Genomic DNA, 26,579 nt, shown 5'->3' on the forward strand with positions numbered 1-26,579 from the left:
TTAGCCTAGCGAGTCAATCATGTCGGGCTCCTGACCGCTTGGCGAATCGGGATCCTCAGGACGCAGCGTATTCTCCTCAATGAATCCGAGAATGGAGTGCAAGTGATCGATCTTGCCGGTCACTTGATAAACCTCGCTTTGCTGGTTGGAGATGATCAGAAGCCCCTCGCCGCGCAAGTGCTCTAGCATCTTCTTCAGGAACTCACGATTGGTGTGCTTTTGAGATACCCCACTGATGACGCCATGCAGTCGCCGCAACTCCAGCTGAAGCGTAGACGTTTCGTTCACTGCCTGCTCCAGCTCGGCAAGCTGGACGTAGTCCCCTGGGCTGGCTGTGAAGCCCTCCTTGGCCTGGAGAATCATGAGGAGCATCTTGATTGCTGGCTCGTACACGTCACGGAATCGTGTGAGCATCTCGCGCACTTTCTGGTTTTCCGAGATACCCAACTGAGACGGGGCCATGAAGAATGCGCCGTCGTCGCCAATGCGGGCCAGCCGCCTGTCGATCTCTCCCAGCCATTCGTTGATGGACTGTCTCAGTGGCTCGCTCTGAAGCTGGTCATATTCAACTGCATATGCGATGGGGCAGATGTATTCGCCGCTCAAAAGCAATGTACGGATGCGGGAACTCATTTGTCACCCCCTTTGTAGCGTGAGATGCTGCCTCGTTCGCCGAAGCGATAACAGCGCGCAAAGTGTCGGAACTCGGCAATCGTGAGTGCAGGAGATGCAGTCACAACGTCGATGTGGTTGTCGCGAAGCATCTGCATGAGGCTATGGAAGTTGCCAGGGTCAAACTTTCCGATTTCATCGGTCACCCACGGGATATAGATCTGCCCGTCCCCGCGAATCATGTTCGCCATTCCAGATAGCAGGGTGATGAAGATGATAGCGGTCAGGCCGTTGGAAGAGATTTTTGCCAGTTCGGACTCTCGCTTGAAGTGTTTAACCTCACCGTTGATCTCAACACTGCCGCGAATGGTGATCTGTTTGGCGTAGTCAACCTCGAGTGTTCCTTCGGTCGAAAGAAGGCTCATGAAGTCCCGAAGCGCGTCCACGGTGTTCTTGTTTGGCAGATCGCGAGATCCCCATGTGGCGGATTCCTGCATCTGGACCTTGGAGACCCCCTCGATGCTGTCGAGCTTCTTGATGAAGTCGAGGCTATCGAAGTCCGCGGCAAAGTGAATTTGCAAATCTTTGACGCGCTTGAATGCGCTCACCTTTTTCAGACCCTCGCTCAGCTTCTTGTCAAACGAAGCCACCTCTGATTTGAAGAGCGAGATGTCCTTTTGGTACTGCATGATCCCGCCAAGAATGGTATGGGTCTCGGACTGGACGGCAGCAATGGTGTCTCTGAGTGACCGAGAATAGGCTTGGCAGAGATCAAGGGCTCGCTTGACGATGGATGAGTCGCCAGATTCATCCATTTCGTGCTGAATCTGCTGCTGGATGGAGTTGGTTCTTCCAGTCAAGGCCTCGCGAATATTTCTGGTCATCTTGGAGATCTGGCCCTCCAGGGAATCGACGGTCTCCATCAGTGCGACGATCTTGGCCTTCAGGTCGCCTGGCGTCGTCTCAGAATCTATGAGAGATGATCCAGTGGCGTGGTACAGCGAAAGGCGATCATCAAGGCCGCGGAGCGTCACGGCATCTTGTCCAAGGCGCTCGATCTCTGCGTTCAGGTACGCCGTGCTGTTCTCGTACGCTGCGTGCGTGCGCCCCATTTCTTGCCTGTGGTCATCCAGCTCTTTTTGCTTGCCCGTGTGCGTTTCGGCGGCATTTTGGGCGGCACGGCTCAGACGGTCCAGGCCAACTGGCCCAACCCGCTCTTTCCATGCGTTCCAGCGATCAACCGTTGACTGTTTATCTTCGTAGGCGCGGATCTTTCCCTCTAGTTTCGTCTTCGTCTCCCCAAGGCCGGAAACCAGCTCGGCATCGATGCCCTCATTTTTTAAATGCTTCATCCGTTGGTCGTTGATCGTATTGATGGCGATCTGTAGGACGCTCTCTCTTTCAGCAATTCGAGCCGAAACAAGCTTTTCAGCGGCTTCGCGGCGGGTTGTGCAAGCGAGCAATTGGCTGTCGAAGCCTGCCTCAATCGCTTTTCTGGCAATGCCGGCGTTGCGCTTGGACGTGCTCTTTTCTGAACTGGCGTCCTTGAAAGCTTTCTCAGCGATTTCAAGCTGCGCTGCGTTCTTAGCCTTTTGATCTGCCACCTCTTTTTCGAGACGCCCGTTTGCGAGTTCAACCGCTTCGACAAGCTGATGGCCAGTTGTTTTGTTGACGTTGACCTTCGATTCGATCAGGCTTTTATCTGAATTGGCGCGCTCAAGTGCGGAGCTTGCATTTTTCAGTTTTTCGCGAGCCTCTTGAACCTTCGTGTTGGCAGTCTTGACTTCGTCGTTGCACCGACGGACGGCCGCACGCAGGGCCTCATCATCCGTCCAGATAGGCGAGTCAATGTTGTCCGTAACAAGGCTCCACCCGTACACCTCTTGGCCAACGCCGACACGCATTGGAGAGAGGTCATTTCGATGCAGAAGCGCTGGATCAATTACGCGCGCAAGATCTGACTTCCATTCTTGGTCGCCATCAGCTCGCAGGGCTGCGAGCAAGGATCCGTCGTCTGGAGCCAGATTCTTTTGGGCGTCATGCAGAGATTGAATCGCAGATTCGCTTGCTGCAACTGCCGAGCGAACTGCGGCATCGGCCTTGTTGAATTCAACCAATGCGTCGTTTGCGAGCGCCGTTGCAAGGGTTAGATCCTGTTGATCTTTGAGTTCTTTCTGGCGATGTTCGCTGAGCGTGTCGTTGGCCTGCTTGAGTGCGGCCTTCGCCTTATCGCTGGGTTGGGTGCCCTGGGTAAGTAGCTTGGCCGTGGTGAAGGCGTCACGCGCCGAGCCTTCGGCCTCCTCTAGTTGCAATTCAATGGCAGACGCGCTTTCGTCGTGATCATCCAGTGCTTTCTTCTTGTCGCCCTGGATGGCCGTGGTCTCACTGTTGAAGGTTGCCAGAATCTGCGGAAACGACCCGTTGAGGGTGACTATTTCTGTTTGGCAATCGGTTCTGGCCTGGCCGATCTGCGCATCATATTGGGCATCAATGCCCGTCAACTCTCCACTTGCAGTCTCTATGCGGCTTTTGAGTGTGGCCAGCTCGGAGCGCAAGCTGGGCAGGCTGTCGACATTCTCAATCACCGTTTCAATTGGGAGATTGATGAACGATTTGTGCGCCTCATTCTCGGTCTCGAAGAGTGCTTCCGCCGCTCGGCGATCGTTGAGTGCCGTGTTTGCGGCCGACTCCTTCTCGCCTAGCGTCTTGTTTTCTCCGGCGACAGCGTTGTCACGTGCTGTCTTCAGTGCGCCCAGCTCGGTATTGGCCTTCTTGGTGCGTTTCTCGTTTTCTGCAGTGAGGTGCTGAACGTCAGCACGGTAAGAGCGCAATTGAGTTTCGTGCTGCCCGTAGGTGTTGGCCTGAACACGAAGCTTTTCGACCTCGCTATCTTGCTTGATGGCGTTCTTGCAGGCGTCCACGTTCTCAAGCCACAAGGAGATCTGCTTCTTACCCTGCGGCAGCTTGCGAACCTGCCCTTCTGCTTTCCGGCCGATGGACTCCTCAACGATGGAAAGGGCCACGTTGATGAAGTCGCGGAAGTCGATCCTCTCCTTGACCATCGCCGCGACCAGGCGATCCATGTGCTGGAGGCGCTTTTTCCCGTAAGAGTACTCCGTAATCATTGCCCGGAGTGCTACTCCCCGCTTGGTATTGGTAGGGGCGCCAAGAATGACCGAGCAGTATTCCGATGTGGACAGGATGCGCTCCGGCGATACGCCGTGCTTGCGCGCCTGCTCCATGAATCCAGCGTCATCCACGAAGACGCGCTTTCCATCCGAAGTCTCGCTAAGGAAGAGCTCTTCCCGGAATGGGCCCTTGAAGAAGCGATAGTCAGCGGCATCGCCGTTGGGATCGCGCCGGATCGCGACGCATCGCGTGCTGTCCTCGCCTTCGCCGCGTTGGTACTCGAAGACGATAGCGCTCTGGGGTGTCGGAAGGACAAACTGGAGCTGCGGCAGGTTGCCGCTGCCTGCTTCAACAATCTGGCTGGGCCTGCTGCCAAGGAACAGGGCGAAGATCTGCTGGGTAGTGGTCTTGCCAACGGAGTTCTCGCCGGTGACGGCCGCCCCGCCCTGGGGGTTTAGTTCATTGATCGCTCCAGACGGAATCTTGCCGCTGGTGCGCGTGTTGATCAGTAGGACTCTATTGAGACGAGATGGCACGAAGTTGCTTTCGACTGGTTAATTCTTTGACTACGCTACTTTCTTCATTTGACGTATTTCATTCGTTTGAATTCGTTTCCCTCCCTAGTCATCGCTTCAATACAAAGGATTCAATTCATTCGCCGTCGCCGTTTTCTCGCCAGCCGACAGTAACCCGTTCTCACAACGAGTAGGCACCATTGGGCCACCCTGGGTAGATTCGCTGTGAAGCCGCCGGTCTAGCTACGGCAGAAAGAGGCTTGGAACCGTCGTTCATCTGTTGCAGGATCTGGAGCACCGATGGCCCAGAAATTTGGGCCGTTCAGCAGTCGTTCGCGGCAGCCCCAAATCGCCCCATTGCTGTCACTCGAACTTTGACTAAAGATAACCGGTGTGCAGCGGTTGCGGCCAGTCATGCTTCCAAGTCGATGTTCCGGTTTTGCCAGGAGGCAGTCACTGACCGCAGGGTGTTCCAGCGATGTTGCGAGCGTTGAGCAATGGATTGGAGTCAATGGCCAAGCCAATTCTTTAACCGAGACCACAAACTTTGGGAGCGCGACCCCCTTTCTTGATAGGCTACTTCGGGTTCAGATGCGAGTATGGTCGGCTGTTGAACCGTCGAGCGCATTTCGCCGCTGCCACCGTAATGCGCGGCTTTGGCTTTCTTGTCTCGGCGGCGCTCCGCTTCAACTTGCGCGTTAGACCAGGGGCCAGCCTCCAGCACGCGTCCCTGCCGGATCACATAATGCGACCGGCACTTCTGGTTCCAGTTGCCCACAGAAGGGTGAAGCGAGACGGATTCGCCGTTGAAGGTCATATGCCAGTCGGTTGGAGTGAACGGTGTCACCACGCGCTCACCACAACCACAGCAGCATGAGTGCACCGCTGTTGCGTACTCCATCGAGATGTACAGCACTCCAGGCTCCAGTTCGCGTGGCACGTTCCGGACGAACCGGTGCTCCAGGGTGTGGTGCCGCATCACGATTGGTCTCCGTTCAGCAACATGCCGCCGTCCGTGGTGTAAGTGCAGTGGTGCTCCTGCTCCAGGTCCCGGTAGAAGCCGCGCAGCTTCTTCCACTTCACCACTGCCAAGCACGCGTTCAGAGCATTCAGGTCGGCCACCTGGATGTTGGACGCGTACAGGTCCTGGTCACCGCCTCCAGCGAAGGAGACGCGGCCCTGGTGAACGTGTTCGCGTTTCTCAGGCGTGCTGGTGGTGACGCGCAGGATGCCTCCAAGGCTGCCGTTCGTGAGTTCCAGGCCCATGCCGACGTCTATGAAGGGAACACCTAGCGCCTCGAGCTTGGTCACGACGGCGTGCTTCTCCTCGCCGGCGTCCATGCTGAGGAACGCGAAGGTGATGCCGTCCAGCAGGCCGAGCGTCTCTGCCTTCATTTTCACCGGGTGCGCCTCGATGAAGCGGTGCATGCGTCCATAGATGCCCTTCAGGTAATGCACCTTCATCGGGGCATCCCGCAGGTCCTCAAGGGTCGGCGCACTAGGTGCGCGGAAGGCGTTGTGCGACAGGAAGACGTCGGGGTCGAACAGGCGAATCTGCTTCACGGGCGTTTTCGCCACAAAGTCGAGGATGTAGCCGCCCGTACCGCCAAGACCGATGATGGCCACGACCTCCTTCTCAAGCTTAGCGGCCAGCGCGCCAATCCCGACGCGGCTAGAGGCCGTGTCGAGGTAGTTGAAGGCGCTGGCCTCATCTTCCTCGTCGCTACCGCGAAACACGCGCGGGCTAAGGCCCGACTTCAGCACCGCAGCTGGTCCGGACACGATGGTTGCGTAAGTCGACATCTTGGCGTAGTAGTCCGGGTAGCCCTGATCGCTTGGCTTGCTGGAGAACGTGAACCGAGCTTTGAGCCCGTGGCCGAGGTCAGTGTTCGGCTCGGCATGCGAGATGCCCTGCAGAGGCACCCCGTCGGCATTGCATGGGAAGTCTCCATCCCAGTTCATGACGTGCGTTTCGGGCTTGCGGGTGCGGTCGCCGGCCAGGTCAAGAGCCGACGACAGCGTGCCGAAGCGCACCTGGCGCTGCGCGTCGACATAGGGCACCTCCAGCATCACCAGGAGGCTCCCCTGGATGCGCATGAAGTAACCCTCCGAACGAAGGCGGGCCAGGTCGGGATTAAGACTGAACAGTGCGCGTGACATTGAAGATGGTTCCTTTCTTCTTGACTTCGACGGAGCCGCCCTCGCCGAGCTCGCCAGCGTGGGGGAGCGAGGCCGCATTGCGGTAGGTCATCGAGAACTTCACGTTGGTCTCGCCGGCTGCGTTCGGGTAGTACAGCTTGACCACCTGCTCGAAGGTGACGTGCTTGTCCGGCACAGTCTTCTCTTCAGAGTTGACCAAGATGACGTAGCCCGTATCCGGCTTGGGCGCGGTGATGAAACGCTCGATACCAGGCGCGTCGAAGTTGATGCGCTCGTCCGGGTCGATCAGGAGGTCTTCACCGCCGCGAACCTCCAGGAACACGGCCTCATCCGGCGACGTGTCGGCGAGGTCGTACAGGACGCTGCCCAGCATGTCGGTGCGGCCCCAGGCAAGCTGGCGGTCGTTCAGCGAGAACTTGAAGTCGCGGTCGGACTTGAACGCGATGAAGCGTTCAGCGCCCTTGCCGCGCAGGTCGAAGGTCTCGTCGAGGCGGACGTCCTCGAAGTCACCGGTATCCAGGTAAGCGAACAGGATGTAGTCAGCGCGGTGGTCCAGGCCCGCGCTGGACAAGATTTGCCGGCCGGTGGGTACCGGGTCCGGCACGTCGATGTGGCGGAAGGTCAGGCCTTCCAAGCCAAAGCGGATACGGTAGGCGGTAGCCTCCCGCAGAGGACGGTCCTCACGGATCGCATCGCCAACGTCGTCAAAATCAGGATGTTTCATAGGGTCCTTATGGTTGCTGTAGCGAGGTTTTTCCCGCCTACAACCCTCCAATCGGACCCACCGGACGTCGCCGGTAAACTTTCTTCAGAAGTTTTTTGAGAGCGTGCCTGGCGGTACCGCACCGCATACGAAGAAGGCCGGGCAGTTGGGGCAGATTGCGTCCGATGCCTCAGTCTTGAACTGGCCAGCCCGGATGCCACGGAAGATGTCACCCAGCTTGTCCTGGCGGTTGCTCAGCTCCTTGGGGGAGAGGGTCAACGGCTTGGATTCAGCGTCTGCCAAGTAGACGAGCTCAATGCTGGCGTCGGGGAATGCGGCCCTGGCGGCCAGCACGAAGGCTGCGGCCCCAACGTCCTTGCCGTCACCGCTGGACGCGTGGCCTGTCTTCACCCGACGCAAGGTCCTGATGCCGTTTCGCACCAGGACTTCGTCTGGGGTGACCTCTACCTCGTGGTCGCCGAACGAGACACGAAGCGCGGTCGGTGCTTCCACAACCGCTCCCGCTCTGGATTCCAGGAAGTATCGGAGCATCGTCGTCGCCATCGCCCGGTAGTCCTCGACGTAGCCGTGCTCATGCAGACCGTGAGTGACAAATGCTTTCGAGAGCAGCTCATCGAGCTTTCCTGTCGGTGCGCCCCCTTGCGCCACGACAGTGCGGTAGACCTCGCGGATCGCCTCGTGCATCTGCATGAACGAGCTCGTCCGGCGGCGACCGCCCACATGCAGCAGGTGTGTGTACAGAAACCGTCTGGCGCAAGACTCGTAGAGCCCGACTGCATCGGAACTGAAGCGCGGTGTACCGGAGAAGACGACAGGAATCATCGCCTCATCGGGAGCAGGAGGCATGACGGTGGTCGGCGTCACCGGGCGCGAATTGACGGGCCCAATCCGCTCAAGGAACGGCGATAGCGCTCTGGCCCGTCCCGACGCCGTTGCGGTGGCCCCGTAGAACGCCAGGCGATTCCTTGCACGGGACATGGCGACGAAGAACAGACACTCCTGCTCTTCGTGATGGGCTGCCCGTGCAACCTCCTCGGCACTTCCTTGTCCGCCCGCGACCAGGCCAGCTGGTGGAGGGCATTTCGACGTCCGAAGCGACCCCGGGATCGAGTCCTTGTTGACGCCGGCAATGTGGACTGCGGGGAACTCAAGCCCCTTCGAGCCGTGGATCGTCATCAGGCGGACCGCGTCGATACCCTGGGCTGCCGCTGGCAGTTGCCTCAGGTCCCTATCGTCTCTGAGGCGCAGCAGCCTTCGCACACGGTCGGACAACCGCTGGATCGGGAGTCCCTGGGCATTCGGTTGCACCCGAACGAAGTTCATGAACTGCCAGATCGCGATGCCTTGGGCTTGCTCTGGTACGCTGCTCGAGGCAGCAATGCGTGCTGCCTGCCTGGTTCGATCCAACAGAAGGGTCGCCAGCACGATCCAAGGCTGCGACGTTGCGTCGAAGCCGGCAAGGGCCGCATGGAGGGCTGATAGCGCCTCTTGCCCCGATGGCGTTACCTCGGTTGGGGCACCAAGCCGCCATGCGCCTGGCTCCGCGTTGGTTCCCCGGAGATGCTCAAAGACGCGGACTGCGTCTTCCAGGCCCATCGTGAACTCCGGCCAGCAAGCGGTCCGGATCAGCCCCATCGCGCGCCGGTCGACAAGGAGCGTCAGCATGGCGACGAGGTCCTTCACTTCCGGCCGCTCAAAAAGGCTACCCAAGAAAAGCACCGGAATGCCTGCGCGCTCGAGTTCCCGTCCGACATCAGACAGTCGGTCGTTCCCGCGGCACAGGACGGCCTGGTCGCGGTACCGGTATCCCTCTTCGCGGAGTTCTTCAATGCCATCAGCGATAGCCGCTGTCAGCAAGGGTGTGCTGCCCACCGTGATGACCTCGGGTAGCTTGCCACCAGGGCCTCGATCCGCTTCGAGCGCCTGCTCGCCATCGGCTGCAGACATACCCGCCGCAAACGTCGAAAAGGCATGGACGACTTCCGAGGTGGAGCGGTAGTTGACCTCCAGGCTGTCGCGTACCGCGCCAGGGAAATCCTCACGTCCGAAGCGGGACATGTTGAACGATGAGGCACCGCGGAACCGGTAGATGGATTGCTTGGCGTCTCCCACCACCCATAGGTTGACGCCCGTTGGCTTCAGCGCCGCCAGGAGCCGCACGCTGCTGCGGTTCACGTCCTGGTACTCGTCGACCAGGATGTGGTCATAGTCGCTTTGAAGCTGAGCTCGAACTGCGGCATCGCTTTCTAGCAGCAGCACCGGCCGCATGACCAAGTCACCGAAATCCACGCACTGGGAGGCTGCCTTCAGTTCCTCGTAGCGCGCATAGACCTTGGCGACCTCTGCTGCCTTCTCGGCGGCTTCCTCCGCGCCCGGGTCGGTCGCCGCCGCACGCATAGCTGTGGCCAGCACCTGATAGCCAGCGGCATCAACAACTTCATCCTTTGCGCGTGACACCGCGGTCAAGATGTCAGCCGCCGTCTGCGATGGATCGTAGAGGTTGCGGTAATGGGTCAGGCCGAGTCGCGGGAACTCATTCTCAAGAAGCTCAACAGCCTCGGTTCGATCCATCAGGCGGGGATCGGCCGGCAGGCTGCACCGGTCGCTGAATCGCCGCAGGATGTCCAGGCCGAAGCTATGGAAGGTTCCGATGCAGAGTGCCGCAGCATCCTTCGGACGCTTCAAGGCGATCCGCTCGGTCATTTCTCCTGCAGCCTTGTTCGAGAAGGTCAGGAGAAGGATGCGCCGTGGGTCAACACCTTCGTCCAGCAAGCTTTCGACACGTGCAACGAGCGTGCGGGTTTTCCCAGTTCCCGGCCCGGCCTGAAGCAGGAATGCAGCGCCACGATGCCGAGCCGCGTCACGCTGCTTTTCGTTGAGGGGAATTTCAACGGGGTCGGCTTCAGCGACGACCGGAATGGCGGGCAGGAGCAGCGCATCGAGCATCTGCTGAGCGACGACTTCGAAGGGAGCTCCTAGACGTCCTGCAATGTCAGAACAGGTTTGGCCCTGAACAAGATGCAAGTCAACAATGCTAGACCTCGGTAGCAGAAGCTCCCTAGCGAAAAGGTCCATTTGAACTTCTCGACGCTGTCGGCGGCTGTAGTCGACGACCCGATCCATTCCGACAGGAGCTGCTTCCGAGGTGCGGGCTGGATCAATGTGCGCAGATGGCTCTGGAGCGTCTTCACCATCACCCAGTTCGGCGTGCCCGAGCTCATGCGCAACCAAGAATGCTTGGTCGAAGGGTGATCCTTCGTTCTCATGGAGAATGAGGGGAAGGTCCGGATCAAAGGAGGCTCGGCCACCATCGAGCATCGCGGCGCCGGGAGCGCAGGTCTCAACGGTGATCCCGAGGTCGTTAGCGATGCCAACAGCGAAGTCGTACGGGGACCAGGGGTTGCGCCCGCGCTGGACGGCCTCATCGTGCAGTCGCCGAGCATGCTGCCGTGCAAGCTCTATCGGGTCCATGACTACTCTCCGTCGAGGAGGTTCGAAATGCTCTGTTCGTCGACGCCAGCGTCTTGCAAAACTCTCTCGAACGGCACTTTCTCAGGGGCTATTGGCTTGACGGCTGACTTCCTTGCACGAGCCAGGGGAGCCTCAGGAGGAAGAGCGAGGTACGAGAGCAGTGTCTCGTTTGATGTCTGCAGCGCTTCAGCCATTTTCGTCAGAACGCGCCGGGGCAAGGTTGCGACCTCTATCCGACGCTCTCGGAAGGCAAGGCCGACCTGCATAGGTAAGGACAGCACTTTGATTGCATCGGCAAACGCCTTTGCTGGGGCAGCTTGCAGAGACTGAAGCGTTGCCGTGTTCTCCCGAAGACGCACCATGCCTGCCGCGACGAGGTCGAATTCGGCAGCACTAGGCGGAACATCGTCGTCAAACTCGCGAGTCAGCTCCGCGGAGAGGTCTATTAGGGCCGAGGAATGCTCTGGGTACTGGGCGAGATATCGCTGCAGCACACCGTGTTCTTGCTCAAAGTCCATGGCGAACGCTCTCAGGACATCGTCTGCGGTGATTTGTGGCTGCTTAGCCATTACTTCTTCCCCTTGCGCTCAAGGCGCAGCTTCAAAGACGCAAAGGCCTTGTCGCGATGCGTGCGGACGGTCTTCTCCGATTTCCATAGGACTTTGCTGATGGACTCGACCGAGGGGTCGTTGGACTCTATGGGAATGCCTTGGCGCCACATCACGACGATCCTCCTTTGGAACTCCGGTAGGCTGTCAATCGCATCATCAAGGAGGAGCCGGTAATCTTTTTTGTCGAGTTCTTCGGCGTCGAACGGGTTGTAGTCTCCGACGGCGGATTCGACCTGGGCGGAGATCTCTCCATCCTCGGTCTCAATTTCAGTAGTCCGGTTCTCCTGCTTCCAGTGGCGGTCGTTCGCGTCCTGACGATCCGCTGCGACCGCGCTGTTAAAGTTGACCTCGTAATAGTCGAGGCGGTCGTCGTAGTGGTTTCGGTCGCTGAGTAGCAGGTCAACGAAGTGGTCGCGGACGGCCTCGCGGATGTTCATCCTAGTCATCGAGACCGTTTTGCCGTCGGCGTTGGTGACTGAGGGAACTCGGCGGGCCACACGGAGTAGAAGCCTCTCGGTCAATTTCTCGCGGTGAGCGCCGGAGGCAGCGTTGCGCACAAAGTACAGCAAGGCTTCGGGGGAAACGTATCCGGGGTCGCCGACTTGCCATAGGTCAGCACGGCGCTCCAGTTCTGCGGCGCTGATTCCTGCGAGGGCTTGAATCTCGATCTCGACCTTTTCTCGCCTGATGTAAGGGGTGCCATCGAGCTTACGCTTACGAAGAGGACGTGCCACGACTACTCCTCAGCTTGGTATATGAAGGGTCCATGTTTGGACGACTACGCCAAACTGTAACAGCATAATTAAAATGTACTTCGCGCTACGCGACACACCAATGCGATCAGCCGCAATGAAGCGGCTCGGACGTCGCTGTTTGGCGAGCCGCAGACTTGTGACCATCCACTCGATCGACGATCGAATAGCAGCTTTCGACTAATTCTCAGGCATTCGTGCCAATACCCTAACCGTCAGCAACCAGCCTAAAACCGTCACCTATAGGGGTACCATGTTGGGTGAAAGCTGTGTTGCTACGGCTGTCCAAAGATTCAATGGGGAAGGGAATTTGAATCATGTCTTCCAAAGCCGTTCAACCTTAAATATTGGCTTTCGGGGGAACAGTGTGGGGAACGTAAGCGCCTAAATTTCTTTTGAAATCGTTATTTCATAACGGTTCTAGATGAAGATTCAATAGACGCCAGCCACCACCGCCCTACACCAAGTAAATGCAAGGTGTAGGGCGGTTTTCTTTTGTCTGGATGGTGCAGGATGGTGCGCAAGAATGCACGTGAAATGCACGCGGAATGCACCGATCTCAGTTGACAGCGCGCAGGGCCGGTTTCGGCTTCTGGTAGTCCTCCCGGATGAACTTGCCGTATGTCCGGAACACCATCTCCACATCCTCGTGCCCCAACTGGCTGGCCACGTACCAGGGATTGGCGCCGGCCGTCAGTAGGGCCGAGGCATAGGTGTGGCGGATTTGGTACGGGTTGCGGTACTCCACTTCGGCGCGCTTGCAGACCGGCTGCCAGAGTGTCTTGCGGATCTGGGCATCGGTGCTCCAAGGTTCGCTCGTGCGTGGATTGAGCCAGATGCGTTCGCCCTTGAGCTCGGAAATGGGGCGCTGGGCTCGCAGCACAGCGAGTGCCTCGGCAGACAGTTCCACATCACGAATGCCGGCAGCTGTCTTGGGTCCCTTGATCACGTCTGCGACCTGATTGAGCTCTATCCGGGCAACGGCTCGATCCCAATCGATGTGGTTCCACTGCAGCGCCTGCAGCTCGCCTGGGCGCAGGCGTGTCTCAAACCAGAACTGGAACATGGGCCGTTCGTCGGGGCGGCAGGCCTTGAGGATGGCCTCGCGCTCCGCTGCAGTGAATGGCGTCACCACATAGTCGCTGACCTTGGCCGTTTACCTGATTAGTTTAGACAAAGCGATGCGCTCGAAAGGACTGAAGGCGATCAGCTCATCATTCAGAGCATCCTCAAATAGGCTGCGCAGTGGGATAAGCATGTTCCGTATGGCCTTGCTGGCGCAGTCCATTTCCGAAACCCAGTCACGGCAGACTGGGTAGCACCTCACCCACCTGCACCCATGCCAGCGGCGCATGCGCTCTTCAGTGATGGCTTTGGCGTAGCCGTTGTAGGTGGAAGGGGGCATTTGCCAGTTCTTCACCTGGCGGACATAGGTGTCCAGTTGCTTTTGCAGCAACGTTTCCATGAGCGGGTTGCTTTTGGAAGAAGCTACAGCCTTGGGACTGTCTGGCAAGTAGTCCACATAGGAATAGGTACCGTCGGCAATATTGCACCTGATTCATCGCGCAAGGATGCTGCTCCTGTTGATTCGGCAAGGGGGCTGCAGTTCGCGACATTCCTGACCCTCGGTGAAGGCAATCTGGAGCCGGGCACCGGAGACCATGGGCAGATCTTTACGCCGGGCGGTGTTGTTTGGGCAGGTGGTCTTTTATCCATTGATAGGCGGCCTTGATGTTGACGTAAAGGCGGTGGTGAACGACGGTGACTTGGGCACCCGCGCGCCAGGTGCCGGACTTTTTTGCGTTGTTTGACCGTCTTTATCGTGACCTCCGTGAGTTCCTCGTACTTGGAGGCCAGAACCCACTCGGGGGGCGTTGACGGGCACATCATTGGCAGTGGGTGCAGCAGCTTGCGTATCTGAAGGCTTCATGAATCAAGGGCTCAATTTCAGGTTGGGACGAGGTGTTCGGCGGCTTGAAAACGCATGTGTGGATGGAGTGGGCTGGTGCTTAATGTCGGCATTGCCTTTCAGTGCAATGCGCGGTGACGACGCGTTGAGGGTGCGTCGTTGGCTCCAGAATGCAAAAATTCCCGCATAGTGGCTGCCTATGGGTAAACTTCTGCTGATGAATTCAGTGAGGCATGTATGGATCAAATGGATGCCGGTGCAACATACGCAATGAGCCCGCGTAGAGTTGTGTTTGAGTACCAGGCCAACAATGAGGCTCGATCAGCGGCTATCAGTGGTGACGCGCTTGAGCGTTTGACAGGGGCCAAGGACCTGGCCGGAGCGCAGCAGAGCTTGGAGGCTTACAGAGCTCACTGGCAAGAAATCCATGGGCTGGCCGCGACAAAGCACGATCAGGGTCAGGAGCCTGTCGTCATTCGCGTGGGCGATATTCCCGCCTCATAGAGCTGCGAGGGGGGCAGAGGGCGGCTTTGCGTGGTCATGCAGCAGTCAGGCGACGATCTATGTGATTTCTTGAAGCTGAACCTCCAGCGTAAGACTCATTGATACCTCCAAAGAAAAAGCCCACTCAATGGCGGGCATAAAGGGTTAGGGGCTTGGGTGAATGACACCCATCTAGGGCTATTGCGGCTGGCACTCAGGTCGTGAGAAGCCGTTCATTTGCTTGTAGGTCATGGGGCTTCTATCTGCGCGCGGCCTATATGTCATTGATATGAAATCGATGGACTCACTATCAATTGAAAAATATGCATAGTGAAAAAATAATACATTGAAACAAATTGTAATATATGATTAAGAGAGCTCGGCTGTAGGTTGGCAACATCTACTTGGTTTAAAAGTATGGAGTAATTTAAATTGGTAGATGCGGAAAATAAAGAGCAGGCTCACTATAGAGAAGTGGAGTGGCTGGGGAAAAAGTTTCCGAAGAGCGATCGGGCCATAAAAATCAGACTGCTTTTGCAGTTGAATACTCTGGTATGTACCTCGCTCGGCATTTTCTGGACTATATGCTATTCGTTTTTCTCAAGAATCGATCTGGCTTTAATTTTTGTAGCTTTGTTTTTTGTGGGTGTCTGTTCTTATTTTTCTGCCAAGAAATTCAGCTACCAATATCTTGCCGGTATAGCGCATGCACTGCTGTTTATCGTGATCGCCATCTCTTTGATTGACAGTCCTATCGAAGATGTGCCGCGCTCTGCGCATGTGTACTTTTTGCCGCTGGCAATTGGGGTGGTGTTTGTCTTTAATCAGAAAGACAGATATATGGGGATCATCTTCCCAAGATTGTGCTTGATTCTTTTTGCAATCTTCGGCGTCGGACTAATGGATATGGATGTATCCAGTATTTCTCCACCTGAAAATATCCGATGGATAGGCTGCATCAGCAATTATCTTTTTTCCACGCTGGTTCTGGCCTGCATACTGAAAATCTATATTTCCAATTTGAATGCAAAGGTCGACTTGGCATTTAATCTGGCCCAGGCTGTTTCAAAGAACGAAATAGTGGTGCACTATCAGATTCAAGTTGATAAGGATGGAAATCCGTTGGGTGCGGAGGCTCTTGTCAGATGGATGCACCGAGAGCGTGGTCTTTTATCTCCGGACAAATTTATTCCACTGGCGGAAGAGAGTTTTGTGATCAGAGATATTGGGCTGGAAGTTCTGCGTCAGTCCTGTCATCTGCTGAGAGAGTGGTCTGAAGATCCCTTGCTGCAGAATAAGTACATTGCGGTCAATGTGAGTCCGGTGCAGCTCATCGATGATGATTTTGTGTCTGATGTCATCAAGGTTGTACAGGCGGCGGGAGTCGATCCTGGTTTGATAGAACTTGAACTGACAGAGTCGGCTTTGAGCATGGATGCTGAAAAAGCAAGTTTGAAAATTCAGCAATTAAGAGACTTTGGTATCCGATGGGCTCTCGATGATTTCGGCTCGGGCTTCTCATCGCTCGCCATACTGAAGTCTTTGCCGGTCCAGAAAATCAAGATCGACAGGCAGTTCATCAAGGATGCCAAGTCAAGCGAGTCCTCGAAGAACCTGCTGAAAAAGATCCTGGAGATTTCCGAGCTGATGGGGATGGAGGCTATCGTGGAAGGCGTTGAAGATCATAGCCAGCACACCATGCTCGTTGATCTGGGATATTCGCAATTTCAGGGCTATCTCTTCGGACGCCCCAATCCGGCTTCAGACTTGACCGATTCCATCAGGTCGCGCAGAGGCTGATCGAGTGGAGCGAGCTTCTCCCCCAGTGCATCTATCATGTCGGGAATCAGGCTTGAAAGCTCGCCCGTGGCAATGCTCACATCGGTGTCGAAGCCGCCGTCGTCCTGGCTGCAGCCATCCATCGCTGCATCCCGCAGCGCGATGTTCTTAATCTGGAAGCTTCGGCAAGCACGAAGCTCACCCGGTGCTCCCAGGTCATGGCCAGTCTGGTGGGGAGCTTGCCGTGCTCGATGTGTTGGCGGACTTCGTCAATATCCAGGGGGTGGCGGGCGTAGCGCACGACAGCCTTGGATTCATCGCAGGCTTTCAGCTCTGTCTCGCGGTCGGCGGTGAAGCCCGCGGGCGGCTCCCAGGCGAGCAGCCAATGCACCATGGCGGCCTGTGGGCTGGTCTGTGTATCCGCACGCCACCGCAAAGCGGGGAGGCCTTCAACCAGCAGCGTGACGATCTCATCGGCGCGGCTTTGGACACTTGTGCCGAGGACCAGGGTACGGGTCTGCAGGTCGATGCATACCCGCATGCCGCCTTGTTTTGTAGAGACCGTGAGCAGCAGATCCCTCTTTCTTGCCGGGCTTGCGGCCCTCGGATTTCTCAATGTGCTCAGCCTTCTCGTTGAGCTTGCGATTAAGCACGCTTGCGGGCAGCACCTTGACCTCTGTCATGAAGCGCATCATCCGCTGCCCGGCCACGGATTCGACCAGCGGGCCGTGCTTCTCACCGCGTGGCGGCACCCAGCCGGCGGAGTGCTCTTGTGTGACGCCACATTCGGCAAGGATTGCCTTCTGCAGGGCATCCTCCAGCCTCTGGAGGTCGCTTTGTCAGCGATCGGAAATGCGGTAAATGCTCATGTTTTTAAACATAGCTGCTCCTGAATGAATGAGTCCGCCGTTGGCGGTGTTCTTTGAGTTGACGATCTCCTACAGAGGAACATCGCCTTACAGAGGTGTTTCCCGGTAGGACTAGGCTGTTGTCAGAAACACTTGTAGAAAGAGCTGCCATGAGAGAGCTATTTGCACTGGTTGCGGCCGCCTTGATGCTGGCTGGATGCGCGATTCAGGCGCCTGCGAACGGGCAGGGTGCGATGCCGGGCTCCAACCAGATGGAGAGGAATGCAGATCGGGATCTTCGAAACAACGAGATCCCGCAGCCAGGTCGCTCGAGCGACTTTGACAATGATTGGGGCCGAGAGAAGGCACCAGATCGCGGCAATGAGGGCCATGAAAATCAAGGCAGTTTGTGGCCATGGCCAGGTTCGGGACTGAGCGGCGGAGCTACCTACCCGGGCGGACATAGTTGGGGCTATTAGGGTGAAGGCATGGGTGTATCTTCAGGTGCAGTGGTCTTGTTGTGCAGCCCCTGACATGCTGGCGGGCATCCTCGCGCGGCTGCAGATCGCCTTGCCAAGTATTGAGAATGTGCGTAATCGATTAAGCGTCTTGAGCGCGGTGGCTAATACATGCTGATGTGGCTATGGTTTTCCATTAAAAATTGAAATAATTCGACCGCCTGGGCTCAAGAGAATGACTTGGGTGCTATCAAAATGAGATAGATAAATTGCGTTTTCAATAATCGAAGCAGGCCATGAAATTTAGAGCTATTGCAGTTGTTGTAGCGGCAATTTGCGCTACTTCATTTGCTTTGGAGTGCTTTGGGCAGAACTCAAATGTTGTCGCCAGTGAAGTCAACAAAGCTGCTTCAGAATCTTTGAAGACTTATCGAAGTCATGGCATGGCCGGGCTGAAGGGGGCTGTATCGGACTGCTGGCAACAGCCGCGTGATTACTGCCTTTATCTGGATGTTGCTTCGCAGCGGATTGCTGCCAATGCGAACCGCAGCGGCACGGCTGTTGACAAGTATTTCTACACGTCGACCTCCCTGGAGCGGGCCCATGCCTGGCTCTCGTTAAGCGCTCGAAGCCCCAAAGCCAATGTCCAATATCTGCAGGCGGTAGAACAAGTCATGGACAGCGTCTTGCACACCCAGCAAGAAAAAATGGCTTACAGAGCTCGGTAGTTTCTGGTCGGTGCCTAGTTCAGGCTCTGCAAGGCCTTTTTCCCAGCCCTCAGCAGGACTGCCCTGAACATTGAGAATCCCAAAAAAGAATCGGCTGATTGTGCATTCGGTGGATTTCTTGCTGCACTGCAATAATTCAACACGCCAGCAGTCCCAAAATTGACCACAGATAGCAACTTGAGTGATTGGAGATGCTGTTTGTGTGTCATGTCATGAAAGCAAAAGCCATTGCGTGCTTGCTGGCATCCATCTGCTTGGCCCTCCTTTCTGGCGGAGTGGCGGCAAAGGAAGCCAACTCCATAGCCAGCGATGTGAAGAAGGCTGTTTCTGATTCGCTGCAGGTCTACAAGCAGGGCGGCGTATCAGGTTTGACCAGCGCGGTGTCCGATTGCTGGAGAGCACCACGTGACTTCTGCCTCTACCTGGACTTTGCTTCGCATCGTATTGCGGTGGGCGCGACGTATACAGGCACTGCACTGGGCGAGTACTTCTACGCTGCATCCGTGTCGCAGCGAGGACGCACCTGGCTCGCGTCCAACGGCCGCGGACAACTGGCGAATGACCAGTATTTGTATGCGGTGGATCAGGTGATGAACCGTACCCTGATCGCGCATCGGGACAGGATGTTCAAAGGCAGCCCCTGAGCGGCTCAGGCATACGAACTGGGTAGGCAAACCGGCGGTTCAACAAGAACTTACAAGCAGGGGGCGCAACAGGAATAGCCTGAGAGACTTCACTTTCTCAAGGGGTTGTCATGAAAGCGCTACTTCTGATTGCGGCTGTTGCCAGCATGCTGGCGGGATGTTCGATGATGCCGGGGCGTGATTCGGGCTCGATGCCAGCTCAGGGCGCCAGCCAGCCCATGGGCTCCATGAGCATGGGGGCCGACAGTGATCGCTGGATGTACGGCCGCAATATGCAGCCATGGACTGGCGGGGACGGCCCGTTCTTCGTGCGCAGCAATATGTAGTGGGAGCGCAGGCAGCACCGCGGGCATATCGGCTTTTCTTTCGGGCACTGCACGGTCTTGTCGTCCAGCCACTGGGCATGCATGCCCGGGCACACGAACTAGTCGCGCAGTGCCTTGGCCGGGTAGGGGGGCATCGGCCCGGGCGCAAGGGCTGGCCAGTCAGGCCAGCGCCATGCAGATGGCGATGAGGAGAATCAGGCCTTCAAGAACAGTTGTCGTGAGTGATTCCGTAGTGCTGCGCGAGCAGCGATCAACATTGCGGCGGTTGCGCCTACATCGGCCTTGCGTCGGGCCTGAGTGTCATCACCACGGTCGCAACGATCAGGCAGAAAAAACCAACCAGGGTCAGCAGCCATTGCAGGGAGATCAGTAGCTTTGTTCCAAGGCCGGTGCGAGCAGGAGCAGGGCAGCCAGGAGCAGCGCTAGAGCCGGGGTATGGATGCGCGGCCATTTTACAAGCCTTCCTTTTTTGGGCAGGCGTTGCGCGAGCTCGTCATCAATAGGGTGGTGCTCGTTACGGGTGGGCATGAGATCTCCTGTAGGCAAAAAAGCCCGCGAGCGAATGCTGCGGGCAGGCATCAGGAATCGTTACTGATGGCGAGTAAGGGGAATATTTGTTTACAGGCCGGTCTGACTATGAGTCCTAGACTGGTGGCAACAACCAATAAGGAGTTGCCATGAAGAAACTGTCTGCTCTGGCTGCTGTGGTGGCCGTTGCTGCATCACTGGGTGGTTGTATCGTTGCTCCGCACGATGGGTACTACGGTCACGGCCACGGAGGCCGCTACGACAGCGATCGTGGGGGACGCTATGAGTATGAGCAGGGCCGCTGGGATAACGACCGGGACCAGCGACCCAATCGCCCGGACAGACGCCCGGATGACCGCTGGCGCTCGCAGTACTGACCCCGAGGTCTGTGCTGCTGCATAAAAAGCCCCGCCTGGCGGTGTGAACTCACGGTGAAGTCACAGCTAAAGCCCTGCAGGGGAGGGCACATGGAGATTGCGGCAGCTTGAAGACTCACATTTCAAAATATCCAGACGCCAATAAGCCGTCCGAAGATGGCTGGAACCCAAGAGACTTCATCGCTCTGATTCAGGGCGGCTCATTGGCCGTCCTGGCTGAATCAGGCGTCCCTGATGTCGCTCAGGGCCTGGTGCCGACTGCTCTGTGGGCGCTGCTGCTCTTGGCTTCCCGGAATGTCTCACCGCCGTATGGGCCTAGCGGATGGAATTCGCGTGGTCTTTCGATGTTCCTGTTGCCGATTCCATCCGGGGCAGAGGAATACTGACTTGAGCGAACGTCGATCTCTTGTATCCCGCTACCGTCTGTGACGCCTTCTGCTTGCCCTACCGTGCCGATGCATGAGCCGGGGGACCCATTGCAGCGGTTTTGCCATAGTGGATGAAGTATAGAAATGCTGACCTTGTGCTGTGAATAAACACTAGCCAAAAAGCCTTTTTACTATCCTATTCACGTGTGGAGAGCTGCAAAAGCCCGTATTGGCTGAGCTGTTCGCGCTTGAACCACGGGCGAGGAGGGCGCACCATTGGGGCATCACGCACTTCAAGGAGAGCGGCGATGTCTACCCTCATGATGCAAATGGTTGGCCTTTGGATCCTGGCCGTGCTGGTGGCCTGGGTGATCAATGAAATCCGAGACGACTGGTGGGCGTAAAAAAAGCCCGCTGGAGCGGGGGGCTGAAGCTTGCAGATAGTTATGGCTGACCAGAGCAGTTGCAGCGTAACGCCATATAGGCAGCGGCTCATCGCGTTTGGCCATGGGATAAGCTCGGCTACCCTGAAGCCAGACCGAGAGACATGGGACTAGAGTACAAAATCAAATTTTCTGTGCCGGGCAGTTACGACCCCGCTGCCTTGCTACAAAAGCTGCCAAATGCAGTAAATAGAGAGTTGATGTGCGATGCGGATGGCTACGTTGTAGAGCCGGACGGGTTTTATTTCATTGATCACTTGGTGGATCGCACCATAGCGGCCGTGGCGCTGCAAAGCTTGCTTGATGAGGCACTGCGATTCACGGATTCGATTGAACTGACTCAGCTGTAGTCCATGTGTCGCTTTATGCTGCGCAGATGCGGTTGCTCATTGCATGATCACAGGCTTGGGCCACCTAGAATTTGGCGATGAAAAGCAAGGCTCCTACTCCTCAAATTCGACCTGCGTCTGTCTCCGATATGGATGCCATGTTCAGAGTCAGAGCCGCTGTCGGGGAGGACACCATGACCGCAGAGGAACTGTCTGCCATCGGTGTCACGCCAGACTCCATTTCGCAGGCGGTTCTCGGTGCTCCTTGCTCTTGGGTTGCCGCTGTCAATGATGAGGTCGTCGGGTTCGCCATGGTGGACCTGGACAGCGCATGTCTGTTTGCGCTATTTGTACTGCCCGAGCATGAAGGATGCGGAATCGGAACAGCTCTCACCCATGCCTGTGAGCAAGCCTTATTTCAGCAACATGCATCAGCCTGGCTTGAGATCGCCAAAGAAAGCCGAGCTGCGCGTCCCTATCGTTACCTCGGATGGGGCGATGAAGTCGATATTGGGAGCGGCGATATACGGCTGAAAAAGCAGCGCGCATAACTGCTTGGGGTTCTGCGCAGGGGGCAGCTTGTGGCCAGAGCGGCCGCAGAGCTTGAGACTTCAGACTCAAGAGGGCCTCATCTTTGGCCTGCCGGGAAGTGCTAGCTTTTTTGTTTCAGCCACATCCCAAACTCTTTCATTACGTTGACTACGGGTTTCAAGCGCTTGCCATCGAGCGTCAACTCGTAATCGACCCGGACGGGAGCACTGGGCCACACCGTTCTTTTGACTAGGCCTGACTTTTCGAGAGCACGCAGGTCCAAGGTCAGTGAGCGCTGCGAAATTCCTGTTATGTCTCGGCGCAACTCGTTGAGTCTCTTAGGTCCATCTACAAGATAGGAGACTATTAATAAGCGCCATCGACCTCCCAGCAACCGCATGGCCTCTTCGACTGAGCAGCCACTGACATTGACCTTCATGGCACATCTCTCCAAACGGTGGTCTAGGTATATTTTTTTAACCTATCTGCAGATTTTTTGCCGGTCGATGAAAACTAGCCTTCAGCGCTGTATGTCACAGCGCATGTCATAGATCGGAATACTGCGATGAAGCTGTACTACATCCCCGCGGCCTGCTCGCTAGCCCCTCATATCGTCCTGCACGAATTGGAGCTGGACTTCACACCCGTCAAGGTGGACTACCAAAACGCATGTGACCGAGGATGGGCGAAACTTCCTGCACCTCAACCCCTTTGGCTATGCACCACTTCTGGAGCTGAACGACGGCAGATTGCTGCGTGAAGGCCCGGCAATACTGCAGTACCTTGCGGACCTCAGCCCTGACTTGCAGCTGGCTCCGGCACATGGCTCCATAGAGCGCTACCTGCTCCAAGAATGGCTCAATTTTTTAACTTCTGAAATCCACAAGGGATTCATACCACTGCTCTATCCGGTACAAGCCGGAAGGTATGGCACACAATCAGCAACGCCCAAGCTGGAAAAACGCTACGAGAGGATCAATGCACAACTTGCGGTAAGGAGATTTCTAACGGGCGAATACTCCGTTGCTGATTGATACCTGTATGCCTTAACCCAATGGGGACAGGCCGAGTGGCTTTTTCCCACATACAAGGCCAATATTCACTTCGATGGTCTCGAAAATCTGAGGAGCTGGTATTTGCGTATGCGTGAGAGGCCCGCGGTGAGAAAGGCGCTGAGCGCAGAAGGGCTGCAATAGCTTTCGCAATGTGCACGGCAGCGAAGGTTATGTGCTGCAGCAGGCATGTTGGAGGCCGCCGCGCTGATGGCGCAATGCGGGTCCAGTTTGATGCGTGCTTCAGCCCCGAGCTCGAAGTTGCTGCTGACGCATTTTCAGGGAGTGCTGGCTTTCTGAGTCGACCCGGGCCCACATATGAAGGAACGCGTCCAGCGCGGGCTTCGACAATTCCTTGTCTTCAATATAGGCAAGTTCGCGTTGCCGGTATAGCTCCAGAACAGCGCGCAGCGTTTTGGGATCGGGGTGTGTGCTGATGAGGGCCCCCATGACTGCAAGGAACGCGGCCTGCATGCCCAGCGTGAATTCGCGCAGTTGTTCTAGCTTCTGGATTTGGTGTGGCATGGCAGCCTTGTTTGGTGATGGTGTGTGGGAGTAACCATCGTAGTCCGGGGCAGGACGGTTATCTTTGCCTGATCCTGTCAGCATGTCAGACGCTGCTTTGCGCTTGACTTCAGTCGCTGGAGGCCGCGGCGGGGCCGCTATCGCCCCCTCAGGGCCATCGGAATGTGGTGGGCAGATGCGCGGAAGGGGCTCTTGACGACTGTACGGGGCAGTTACTCACAACCAGCGGTTTGATTGCGCGCCCAGCTGGAACTACAAAGGCCACGCCAGCTGTGGCAATCTGACAAGCTCTCATCTCTCTTATTCATCCCGAGTGAAGGAATGTCGCAGAGCAGTTGCAATCTACTTTGGCTTGCAGGGGGAAGACATCTTGCAATGCTGATGCGACCAGTCGGTTGGCATTCAAGTGCCTGAGCTGGGGCCGGGCGTGGAGCATCATAGGCATGATGTCCAAGATCTGGTCGCGTGTGATGCCATCTGGTATGCAGATGATTTTGGATGACACCAGTGTTTCGGTAACTCCTAAAACATACCCGCGAGCGATGTTGGTCTGTTGGCCGTCCGACGTGATACCCGCTTGAGAGCTTTTTGCTTCAGAAAGCCATTGGTACAGCTCATTTCCTGTGATCTGCTGCGCATGCAGATGTGGTCCGCAGAACAAGGCGACCAACAAAGCGGCTGTTCCCTGAAAAGCTCTCATCTGTCCCAATCCTCCTCTGCGAAGGAATGTATCAGAGCGACTCTGAAGCACATCCCCTCCGGCGAGGGGTAGTCGTACGCGATGAAGTCAGTACGATGCTCGCTCACACTTGAGGAGATGAATGCTCATGAAAGCAGCACTGATGATCTTGGCAGCATCGATGTCGGCAGGCATGGCTTTTTCTGCACATGCCGATGATGCAAAAGCGGCGATAGCTTCAGGCACCATCAATATGGCTGCGAGCATGAATGAGCTCGCTCTGGCTTGTGGACACATGAGCGCCCAGGATGTGGAGGCTGGCCGCATCAAGCAACGTGACGCGGCGATCAAGGACCTCGGCGTGACTTCCGCCAGCTACGACAAGATGTATGTTGGCTACGCATCCGACTTCAAGAAGAAGTGGGGCACCTTGACTGCGGCAAAACAGAAAAGCACTTGTGATCAGATGAAGCGCTAGCCGCGCACTGACAGCCCGCAAAAAGGCCCGCCTTGGCGGGCTTTTGGCATGTTCTCATGCAGAGGTGCGGCGCCCCCCTCAATAGCCTTCGACCAAGGGCATTTCCGTTCCATCGACCGCAATCATCACGCCCGTGGTGCTGGCGTCGATCTCGATCGGAACGCCCCATAACTCGTTGGGCTTGCCGAAGGAGTTGACGATGTTGAACTGCCGCAGCTCTTCCGGTGGCATTTTGATGAGCTTGGGGTAGGCGTTGTTGTGGGCCTTCCAGTGCCTCAGGAAGGACTGGCAAACGCGCTTGTGGACGGTGTGGATCGGTGATTCATCGGTCATGGCGCGATTGTCTCAGACCATAGTTGGATGCGGCTACAAGCTGCCAGTTGGTGTGCGTTCGTAAATAGGTCCTTCCATCGCCCTTCTGCAACGCAGATACTTTGCGTCAATAATTCAACAATAGTTGTATTATCTACTTATGCAAGAAGCCCAAGTGATCCGTTCCCTCTCCGCGCTGGCCCATGAAGCACGTTTGCGCGTTTTTCGTGCGTTGGTGGTTGCCGGGCCTGAAGGGCTGACTCCCAGCGCATTGGCGCAGCAACTGGGTATCGCTCCCAATGCACTGTCATTTCACCTTAAGGAGCTGTTCCATGCCGAGCTCGTGAGTCAGGAGAGGCAGGGGCGCAATGTGCTCTATCGCGCTGCGTTCCCCGTCATGAATGGCCTGCTGGGCTATCTCACCGAGAACTGCTGCCAGGGCGCTGCCTGCACCCCAGACGCTGCGGCTTTATGCCTGCGCTGAAGTAGTTGTTGCGAGGAGCAGTTCAATGTTGACGGCCATTCTGATTTTCATCTTCACCTTGACGCTGGTCATCTGGCAGCCACGCGGCCTTGGCATTGGCTGGAGCGCCTCGATGGGAGCCGGTATCGCGCTGCTGCTGGGGGTTGTGCATCTTTCTGATATTCCGGTGGTCTGGAATATCGTCTGGAATGCCACGGCGACCTTTGTCGCCGTCATCATCATCAGCCTTTTGCTGGATGAGGCCGGATTCTTTGAATGGGCCGCGCTGCACTTTGCCCGCTGGGGTGGGGGGAGCGGAGTCAAGCTGTTTGCTTTCATCGTGCTGCTGGGTGCCGCCGTTTCGGCCCTGTTTGCCAATGACGGAGCCGCCCTGATTCTCACGCCCATCGTGATGGCCATGCTGCTGGCGCTGGGCTTTTCTGCGGCAGCAACGCTGGCGTTTGTCATGGCCGCCGGATTTATTGCCGACACGGCCAGCCTGCCGCTGATCGTCTCCAATCTGGTGAATATCGTCTCCGCCGACTTTTTCAAGATTGGCTTCAACGACTACGCATCGGTGATGGTGCCGGTCAACATCGTCTCGGTCCTGGCCAGCCTCGGGGTGCTGCTGCTGTTTTTCCGACGCGATATTCCTGCCTTCTACGACATGGCCCAGCTCAAGCAGCCATCGGCTGCGATCAAGGATCTGGCCACCTTCCAGGCTGGTTGGGCCGTGCTGGTCTTGCTTCTGGTCGGCTTCTTCGCTCTGGAGCCTCTGGGCGTTCCCGTCAGTGCCGTGGCCGCCGTGGGGGCTGCGATCTTGCTGGCGGTGGCTGCGCGCGGCCATGCCATCAGCACCAGGAAGGTGCTTCATGGCGCTCCATGGCAGATCGTGGTGTTCTCGCTGGGTATGTATCTGGTGGTCTACGGGCTGCGCAACGCGGGCCTTACGGATGTCATCGCCGTGTTGCTGAATCAGTTTGCAGCCGGTGGTGTATGGACCGCATCACTGGGCACAGGCGTGCTGTCTGCGGTGCTGTCTTCCATCATGAACAACATGCCCACAGTCTTGATCGGAGCCTTGTCCATCGATGCCTCCGTGGCCAGCGGGGCGGTCAAGGAGGCCATGGTGTACGCCAATGTGATTGGCTGCGATCTGGGGCCCAAAATCACGCCGATTGGCAGCCTGGCCACGCTCCTTTGGCTGCATGTGCTCGCCAAGAAGGGCACAACGATTGGCTGGGGCTACTACCTCAAAGTCGGTGCGGTGCTGACCATGCCCGTGCTGCTCATCACACTTGCAGCGCTGGCCCTGCGGCTCAGCGTGGCGTCATGAACCTTTGCA

Annotated in this window: 27 protein-coding genes and 2 pseudogenes; 13 read left to right on the forward strand and 16 right to left on the reverse strand. The window is 56.9% G+C overall.

From position 1 onward, the window contains the following. The 10 genes from O987_RS08800 to O987_RS29400 all read right to left on the reverse strand — a co-directional run bounded on the left by O987_RS08800 (nucleotide 1) and on the right by O987_RS29400 (nucleotide 13,439). The gene (locus O987_RS08800; RefSeq protein ID WP_043371729.1) at nucleotides 1–633 is read right to left on the reverse strand and encodes a hypothetical protein; all 633 of its coding nucleotides are present in this window, start codon (nucleotides 631–633) and stop codon (nucleotides 1–3) included. Beyond that, nucleotides 630–4,277 (reverse strand): ATP-binding protein, encoded by a 3,648-nt coding sequence (locus O987_RS08805; protein WP_043371731.1) that lies wholly within the window; start codon nucleotides 4,275–4,277, stop codon nucleotides 630–632. Before O987_RS08805 ends, O987_RS08800 begins: the two co-directional genes overlap by 4 nt. 487 nt (nucleotides 4,278–4,764) lie before the next feature. Further along, on the reverse strand, nucleotides 4,765–5,235 hold the full coding sequence (locus O987_RS27895) for a DUF6527 family protein (protein ID WP_235214384.1): 471 nt from the start codon (nucleotides 5,233–5,235) through the stop codon (nucleotides 4,765–4,767). Beyond that, a complete protein-coding gene (locus O987_RS08810) occupies nucleotides 5,235–6,416 on the reverse strand; it encodes a ThiF family adenylyltransferase (protein ID WP_043371733.1) in 1,182 nt (393 codons plus the stop codon). Before O987_RS08810 ends, O987_RS27895 begins: the two co-directional genes overlap by 1 nt. Next, nucleotides 6,391–7,140 (reverse strand): multiubiquitin domain-containing protein, encoded by a 750-nt coding sequence (locus O987_RS08815; RefSeq protein ID WP_043371734.1) that lies wholly within the window; start codon nucleotides 7,138–7,140, stop codon nucleotides 6,391–6,393. The genes O987_RS08810 and O987_RS08815 overlap by 26 nt, the downstream gene beginning before the upstream one ends. An 84-nt stretch (nucleotides 7,141–7,224) precedes the next feature. After that, entirely contained in the window at nucleotides 7,225–10,611 is a 3,387-nt protein-coding gene (locus tag O987_RS08820; RefSeq protein WP_043371736.1) for a UvrD-helicase domain-containing protein, read from the reverse strand. Between the two features lie 2 nt (nucleotides 10,612–10,613). Beyond that, nucleotides 10,614–11,180, reverse strand: coding sequence for a hypothetical protein (locus O987_RS08825; RefSeq protein WP_043371739.1), 567 nt, complete (start codon nucleotides 11,178–11,180; stop codon nucleotides 10,614–10,616). Further along, nucleotides 11,180–11,956 (reverse strand): RNA polymerase sigma factor, encoded by a 777-nt coding sequence (locus tag O987_RS08830; RefSeq protein ID WP_043371742.1) that lies wholly within the window; start codon nucleotides 11,954–11,956, stop codon nucleotides 11,180–11,182. Before O987_RS08830 ends, O987_RS08825 begins: the two co-directional genes overlap by 1 nt. A gap of 577 nt (nucleotides 11,957–12,533) precedes the next feature. Then, nucleotides 12,534–13,106, reverse strand: coding sequence for a site-specific integrase (locus O987_RS29395; protein WP_235214307.1), 573 nt, complete (start codon nucleotides 13,104–13,106; stop codon nucleotides 12,534–12,536). A 24-nt stretch (nucleotides 13,107–13,130) separates the two neighbouring features. Continuing rightward, nucleotides 13,131–13,439 (reverse strand): hypothetical protein, encoded by a 309-nt coding sequence (locus O987_RS29400; RefSeq protein ID WP_235214309.1) that lies wholly within the window; start codon nucleotides 13,437–13,439, stop codon nucleotides 13,131–13,133. A 714-nt stretch (nucleotides 13,440–14,153) separates the two neighbouring features. Here O987_RS29400 and O987_RS08840 point away from each other — a divergent pair. Both O987_RS08840 and O987_RS08845 read left to right on the forward strand, forming a co-directional pair. Then, nucleotides 14,154–14,387, forward strand: coding sequence for a DUF1488 family protein (locus O987_RS08840; RefSeq protein ID WP_235214385.1), 234 nt, complete (start codon nucleotides 14,154–14,156; stop codon nucleotides 14,385–14,387). 411 nt (nucleotides 14,388–14,798) lie between these two features. Further along, nucleotides 14,799–16,166: an EAL domain-containing protein gene (locus O987_RS08845; RefSeq protein WP_043371745.1), complete on the forward strand. Its 1,368-nt coding sequence runs from the start codon at nucleotides 14,799–14,801 to the stop codon at nucleotides 16,164–16,166. Here the strand turns inward: O987_RS08845 and O987_RS08850 are convergent. Then, nucleotides 16,100–16,966: pseudogene (locus O987_RS08850) on the reverse strand (recombination-associated protein RdgC). The gene O987_RS08845 and the pseudogene O987_RS08850 sit on opposite strands and share 67 nt — an antisense overlap. 781 nt (nucleotides 16,967–17,747) lie before the next feature. Here O987_RS08850 and O987_RS08860 point away from each other — a divergent pair. From O987_RS08860 to O987_RS08870, 3 genes are all read left to right on the forward strand, one after another. Then, nucleotides 17,748–18,179: a hypothetical protein gene (locus O987_RS08860; protein ID WP_235214311.1), complete on the forward strand. Its 432-nt coding sequence runs from the start codon at nucleotides 17,748–17,750 to the stop codon at nucleotides 18,177–18,179. A 191-nt stretch (nucleotides 18,180–18,370) separates the two neighbouring features. Next, on the forward strand, nucleotides 18,371–18,823 hold the full coding sequence (locus tag O987_RS08865) for a hypothetical protein (protein ID WP_043371748.1): 453 nt from the start codon (nucleotides 18,371–18,373) through the stop codon (nucleotides 18,821–18,823). 110 nt (nucleotides 18,824–18,933) lie between these two features. Next, nucleotides 18,934–19,149, forward strand: coding sequence for a hypothetical protein (locus O987_RS08870; RefSeq protein ID WP_019043953.1), 216 nt, complete (start codon nucleotides 18,934–18,936; stop codon nucleotides 19,147–19,149). Nucleotides 19,150–19,515: 366 nt separating this feature from the next. On the opposite strand, the gene O987_RS29200 is transcribed toward O987_RS08870, so the two are convergent. Then, nucleotides 19,516–19,677, reverse strand: a complete 162-nt coding sequence (locus O987_RS29200) for a hypothetical protein (RefSeq protein ID WP_200879595.1) — start codon at nucleotides 19,675–19,677, stop codon at nucleotides 19,516–19,518. 149 nt (nucleotides 19,678–19,826) lie between these two features. Here O987_RS29200 and O987_RS08875 point away from each other — a divergent pair, with 149 nt between their 5' ends. The 4 genes from O987_RS08875 to O987_RS08885 all read left to right on the forward strand — a co-directional run bounded on the left by O987_RS08875 (nucleotide 19,827) and on the right by O987_RS08885 (nucleotide 21,745). Then, nucleotides 19,827–20,054 carry a hypothetical protein gene (locus O987_RS08875; protein WP_003057119.1) on the forward strand — a complete coding sequence of 76 codons (228 nt, stop codon included), beginning with the start codon at nucleotides 19,827–19,829 and terminating at the stop codon, nucleotides 20,052–20,054. Between the two features lie 107 nt (nucleotides 20,055–20,161). Next, nucleotides 20,162–20,440 carry a hypothetical protein gene (locus O987_RS28705; protein ID WP_144244914.1) on the forward strand — a complete coding sequence of 93 codons (279 nt, stop codon included), beginning with the start codon at nucleotides 20,162–20,164 and terminating at the stop codon, nucleotides 20,438–20,440. Nucleotides 20,441–20,969: 529 nt separating this feature from the next. After that, nucleotides 20,970–21,215 (forward strand): hypothetical protein, encoded by a 246-nt coding sequence (locus tag O987_RS08880; RefSeq protein ID WP_043371751.1) that lies wholly within the window; start codon nucleotides 20,970–20,972, stop codon nucleotides 21,213–21,215. 173 nt (nucleotides 21,216–21,388) lie between these two features. After that, entirely contained in the window at nucleotides 21,389–21,745 is a 357-nt protein-coding gene (locus O987_RS08885) for a GNAT family N-acetyltransferase (protein ID WP_235214312.1), read from the forward strand. A 101-nt stretch (nucleotides 21,746–21,846) separates the two neighbouring features. Here the strand turns inward: O987_RS08885 and O987_RS08890 are convergent, their stop codons facing one another. After that, complete coding sequence (locus O987_RS08890; protein WP_043371755.1) at nucleotides 21,847–22,164, reverse strand: winged helix-turn-helix transcriptional regulator; 318 nt, start codon at nucleotides 22,162–22,164, stop codon at nucleotides 21,847–21,849. Between the two features lie 126 nt (nucleotides 22,165–22,290). Between O987_RS08890 and O987_RS27905 the strand changes: the two are divergent. Beyond that, nucleotides 22,291–22,921: pseudogene (locus O987_RS27905) on the forward strand (glutathione S-transferase N-terminal domain-containing protein). Nucleotides 22,922–23,020: 99 nt separating this feature from the next. Here O987_RS27905 and O987_RS08900 read toward each other — a convergent pair. Together O987_RS08900 and O987_RS08905 are read right to left on the reverse strand one after the other, a co-directional pair. Then, the gene (locus tag O987_RS08900; protein WP_144244915.1) at nucleotides 23,021–23,386 is read right to left on the reverse strand and encodes a hypothetical protein; all 366 of its coding nucleotides are present in this window, start codon (nucleotides 23,384–23,386) and stop codon (nucleotides 23,021–23,023) included. A gap of 220 nt (nucleotides 23,387–23,606) precedes the next feature. Continuing rightward, a complete protein-coding gene (locus O987_RS08905; protein WP_051962289.1) occupies nucleotides 23,607–24,002 on the reverse strand; it encodes a Rap1a/Tai family immunity protein in 396 nt (131 codons plus the stop codon). A 127-nt stretch (nucleotides 24,003–24,129) separates the two neighbouring features. On the opposite strand from O987_RS08905, the gene O987_RS08910 reads away from it, so the two are divergent. After that, nucleotides 24,130–24,459, forward strand: coding sequence for a hypothetical protein (locus O987_RS08910; protein ID WP_003057110.1), 330 nt, complete (start codon nucleotides 24,130–24,132; stop codon nucleotides 24,457–24,459). Nucleotides 24,460–24,537: 78 nt separating this feature from the next. Here O987_RS08910 and O987_RS08915 read toward each other — a convergent pair whose 3' ends face one another. Next, complete coding sequence (locus O987_RS08915; protein ID WP_043371760.1) at nucleotides 24,538–24,792, reverse strand: hypothetical protein; 255 nt, start codon at nucleotides 24,790–24,792, stop codon at nucleotides 24,538–24,540. 139 nt (nucleotides 24,793–24,931) lie between these two features. On the opposite strand from O987_RS08915, the gene O987_RS08920 reads away from it, so the two are divergent. Together O987_RS08920 and O987_RS08925 are read left to right on the forward strand one after the other, a co-directional pair. Further along, the gene (locus O987_RS08920; RefSeq protein ID WP_043371762.1) at nucleotides 24,932–25,255 is read left to right on the forward strand and encodes an ArsR/SmtB family transcription factor; all 324 of its coding nucleotides are present in this window, start codon (nucleotides 24,932–24,934) and stop codon (nucleotides 25,253–25,255) included. A 25-nt stretch (nucleotides 25,256–25,280) separates the two neighbouring features. Then, nucleotides 25,281–26,570: an arsenic transporter gene (locus tag O987_RS08925; protein ID WP_043371764.1), complete on the forward strand. Its 1,290-nt coding sequence runs from the start codon at nucleotides 25,281–25,283 to the stop codon at nucleotides 26,568–26,570. Nucleotides 26,571–26,579: the final 9 nt, after the last annotated feature.

Source organism: Comamonas testosteroni TK102 (assembly GCF_000739375.1).
Lineage (GTDB): Bacteria > Pseudomonadota > Gammaproteobacteria > Burkholderiales > Burkholderiaceae_C > Comamonas > Comamonas brasiliensis.

Coding starts and splice junctions, on each gene's coding strand:
- O987_RS08800 (WP_043371729.1), bottom strand. CDS start 633: ATGAGTTCCCGCATCCGTACATTGCTTTTGAGCGGCGAATACATCTGC.
- O987_RS27895 (WP_235214384.1), bottom strand. CDS start 5,235: ATGCGGCACCACACCCTGGAGCACCGGTTCGTCCGGAACGTGCCACGC.
- O987_RS08810 (WP_043371733.1), bottom strand. CDS start 6,416: ATGTCACGCGCACTGTTCAGTCTTAATCCCGACCTGGCCCGCCTTCGT.
- O987_RS08815 (WP_043371734.1), bottom strand. CDS start 7,140: ATGAAACATCCTGATTTTGACGACGTTGGCGATGCGATCCGTGAGGAC.
- O987_RS08820 (WP_043371736.1), bottom strand. CDS start 10,611: ATGGACCCGATAGAGCTTGCACGGCAGCATGCTCGGCGACTGCACGAT.
- O987_RS08825 (WP_043371739.1), bottom strand. CDS start 11,180: ATGGCTAAGCAGCCACAAATCACCGCAGACGATGTCCTGAGAGCGTTC.
- O987_RS29400 (WP_235214309.1), bottom strand. CDS start 13,439: ATGGAAACGTTGCTGCAAAAGCAACTGGACACCTATGTCCGCCAGGTG.
- O987_RS08840 (WP_235214385.1), top strand. CDS start 14,154: ATGAGCCCGCGTAGAGTTGTGTTTGAGTACCAGGCCAACAATGAGGCT.
- O987_RS08860 (WP_235214311.1), top strand. CDS start 17,748: ATGAAATTTAGAGCTATTGCAGTTGTTGTAGCGGCAATTTGCGCTACT.
- O987_RS08865 (WP_043371748.1), top strand. CDS start 18,371: ATGCTGTTTGTGTGTCATGTCATGAAAGCAAAAGCCATTGCGTGCTTG.
- O987_RS08870 (WP_019043953.1), top strand. CDS start 18,934: ATGAAAGCGCTACTTCTGATTGCGGCTGTTGCCAGCATGCTGGCGGGA.
- O987_RS29200 (WP_200879595.1), bottom strand. CDS start 19,677: ATGCCCACCCGTAACGAGCACCACCCTATTGATGACGAGCTCGCGCAA.
- O987_RS08875 (WP_003057119.1), top strand. CDS start 19,827: ATGAAGAAACTGTCTGCTCTGGCTGCTGTGGTGGCCGTTGCTGCATCA.
- O987_RS08880 (WP_043371751.1), top strand. CDS start 20,970: ATGGGACTAGAGTACAAAATCAAATTTTCTGTGCCGGGCAGTTACGAC.
- O987_RS08885 (WP_235214312.1), top strand. CDS start 21,389: ATGACCGCAGAGGAACTGTCTGCCATCGGTGTCACGCCAGACTCCATT.
- O987_RS08890 (WP_043371755.1), bottom strand. CDS start 22,164: ATGAAGGTCAATGTCAGTGGCTGCTCAGTCGAAGAGGCCATGCGGTTG.
- O987_RS08900 (WP_144244915.1), bottom strand. CDS start 23,386: ATGCTGACAGGATCAGGCAAAGATAACCGTCCTGCCCCGGACTACGAT.
- O987_RS08905 (WP_051962289.1), bottom strand. CDS start 24,002: ATGAGAGCTTTTCAGGGAACAGCCGCTTTGTTGGTCGCCTTGTTCTGC.
- O987_RS08910 (WP_003057110.1), top strand. CDS start 24,130: ATGAAAGCAGCACTGATGATCTTGGCAGCATCGATGTCGGCAGGCATG.
- O987_RS08915 (WP_043371760.1), bottom strand. CDS start 24,792: ATGACCGATGAATCACCGATCCACACCGTCCACAAGCGCGTTTGCCAG.
- O987_RS08920 (WP_043371762.1), top strand. CDS start 24,932: ATGCAAGAAGCCCAAGTGATCCGTTCCCTCTCCGCGCTGGCCCATGAA.
- O987_RS08925 (WP_043371764.1), top strand. CDS start 25,281: ATGTTGACGGCCATTCTGATTTTCATCTTCACCTTGACGCTGGTCATC.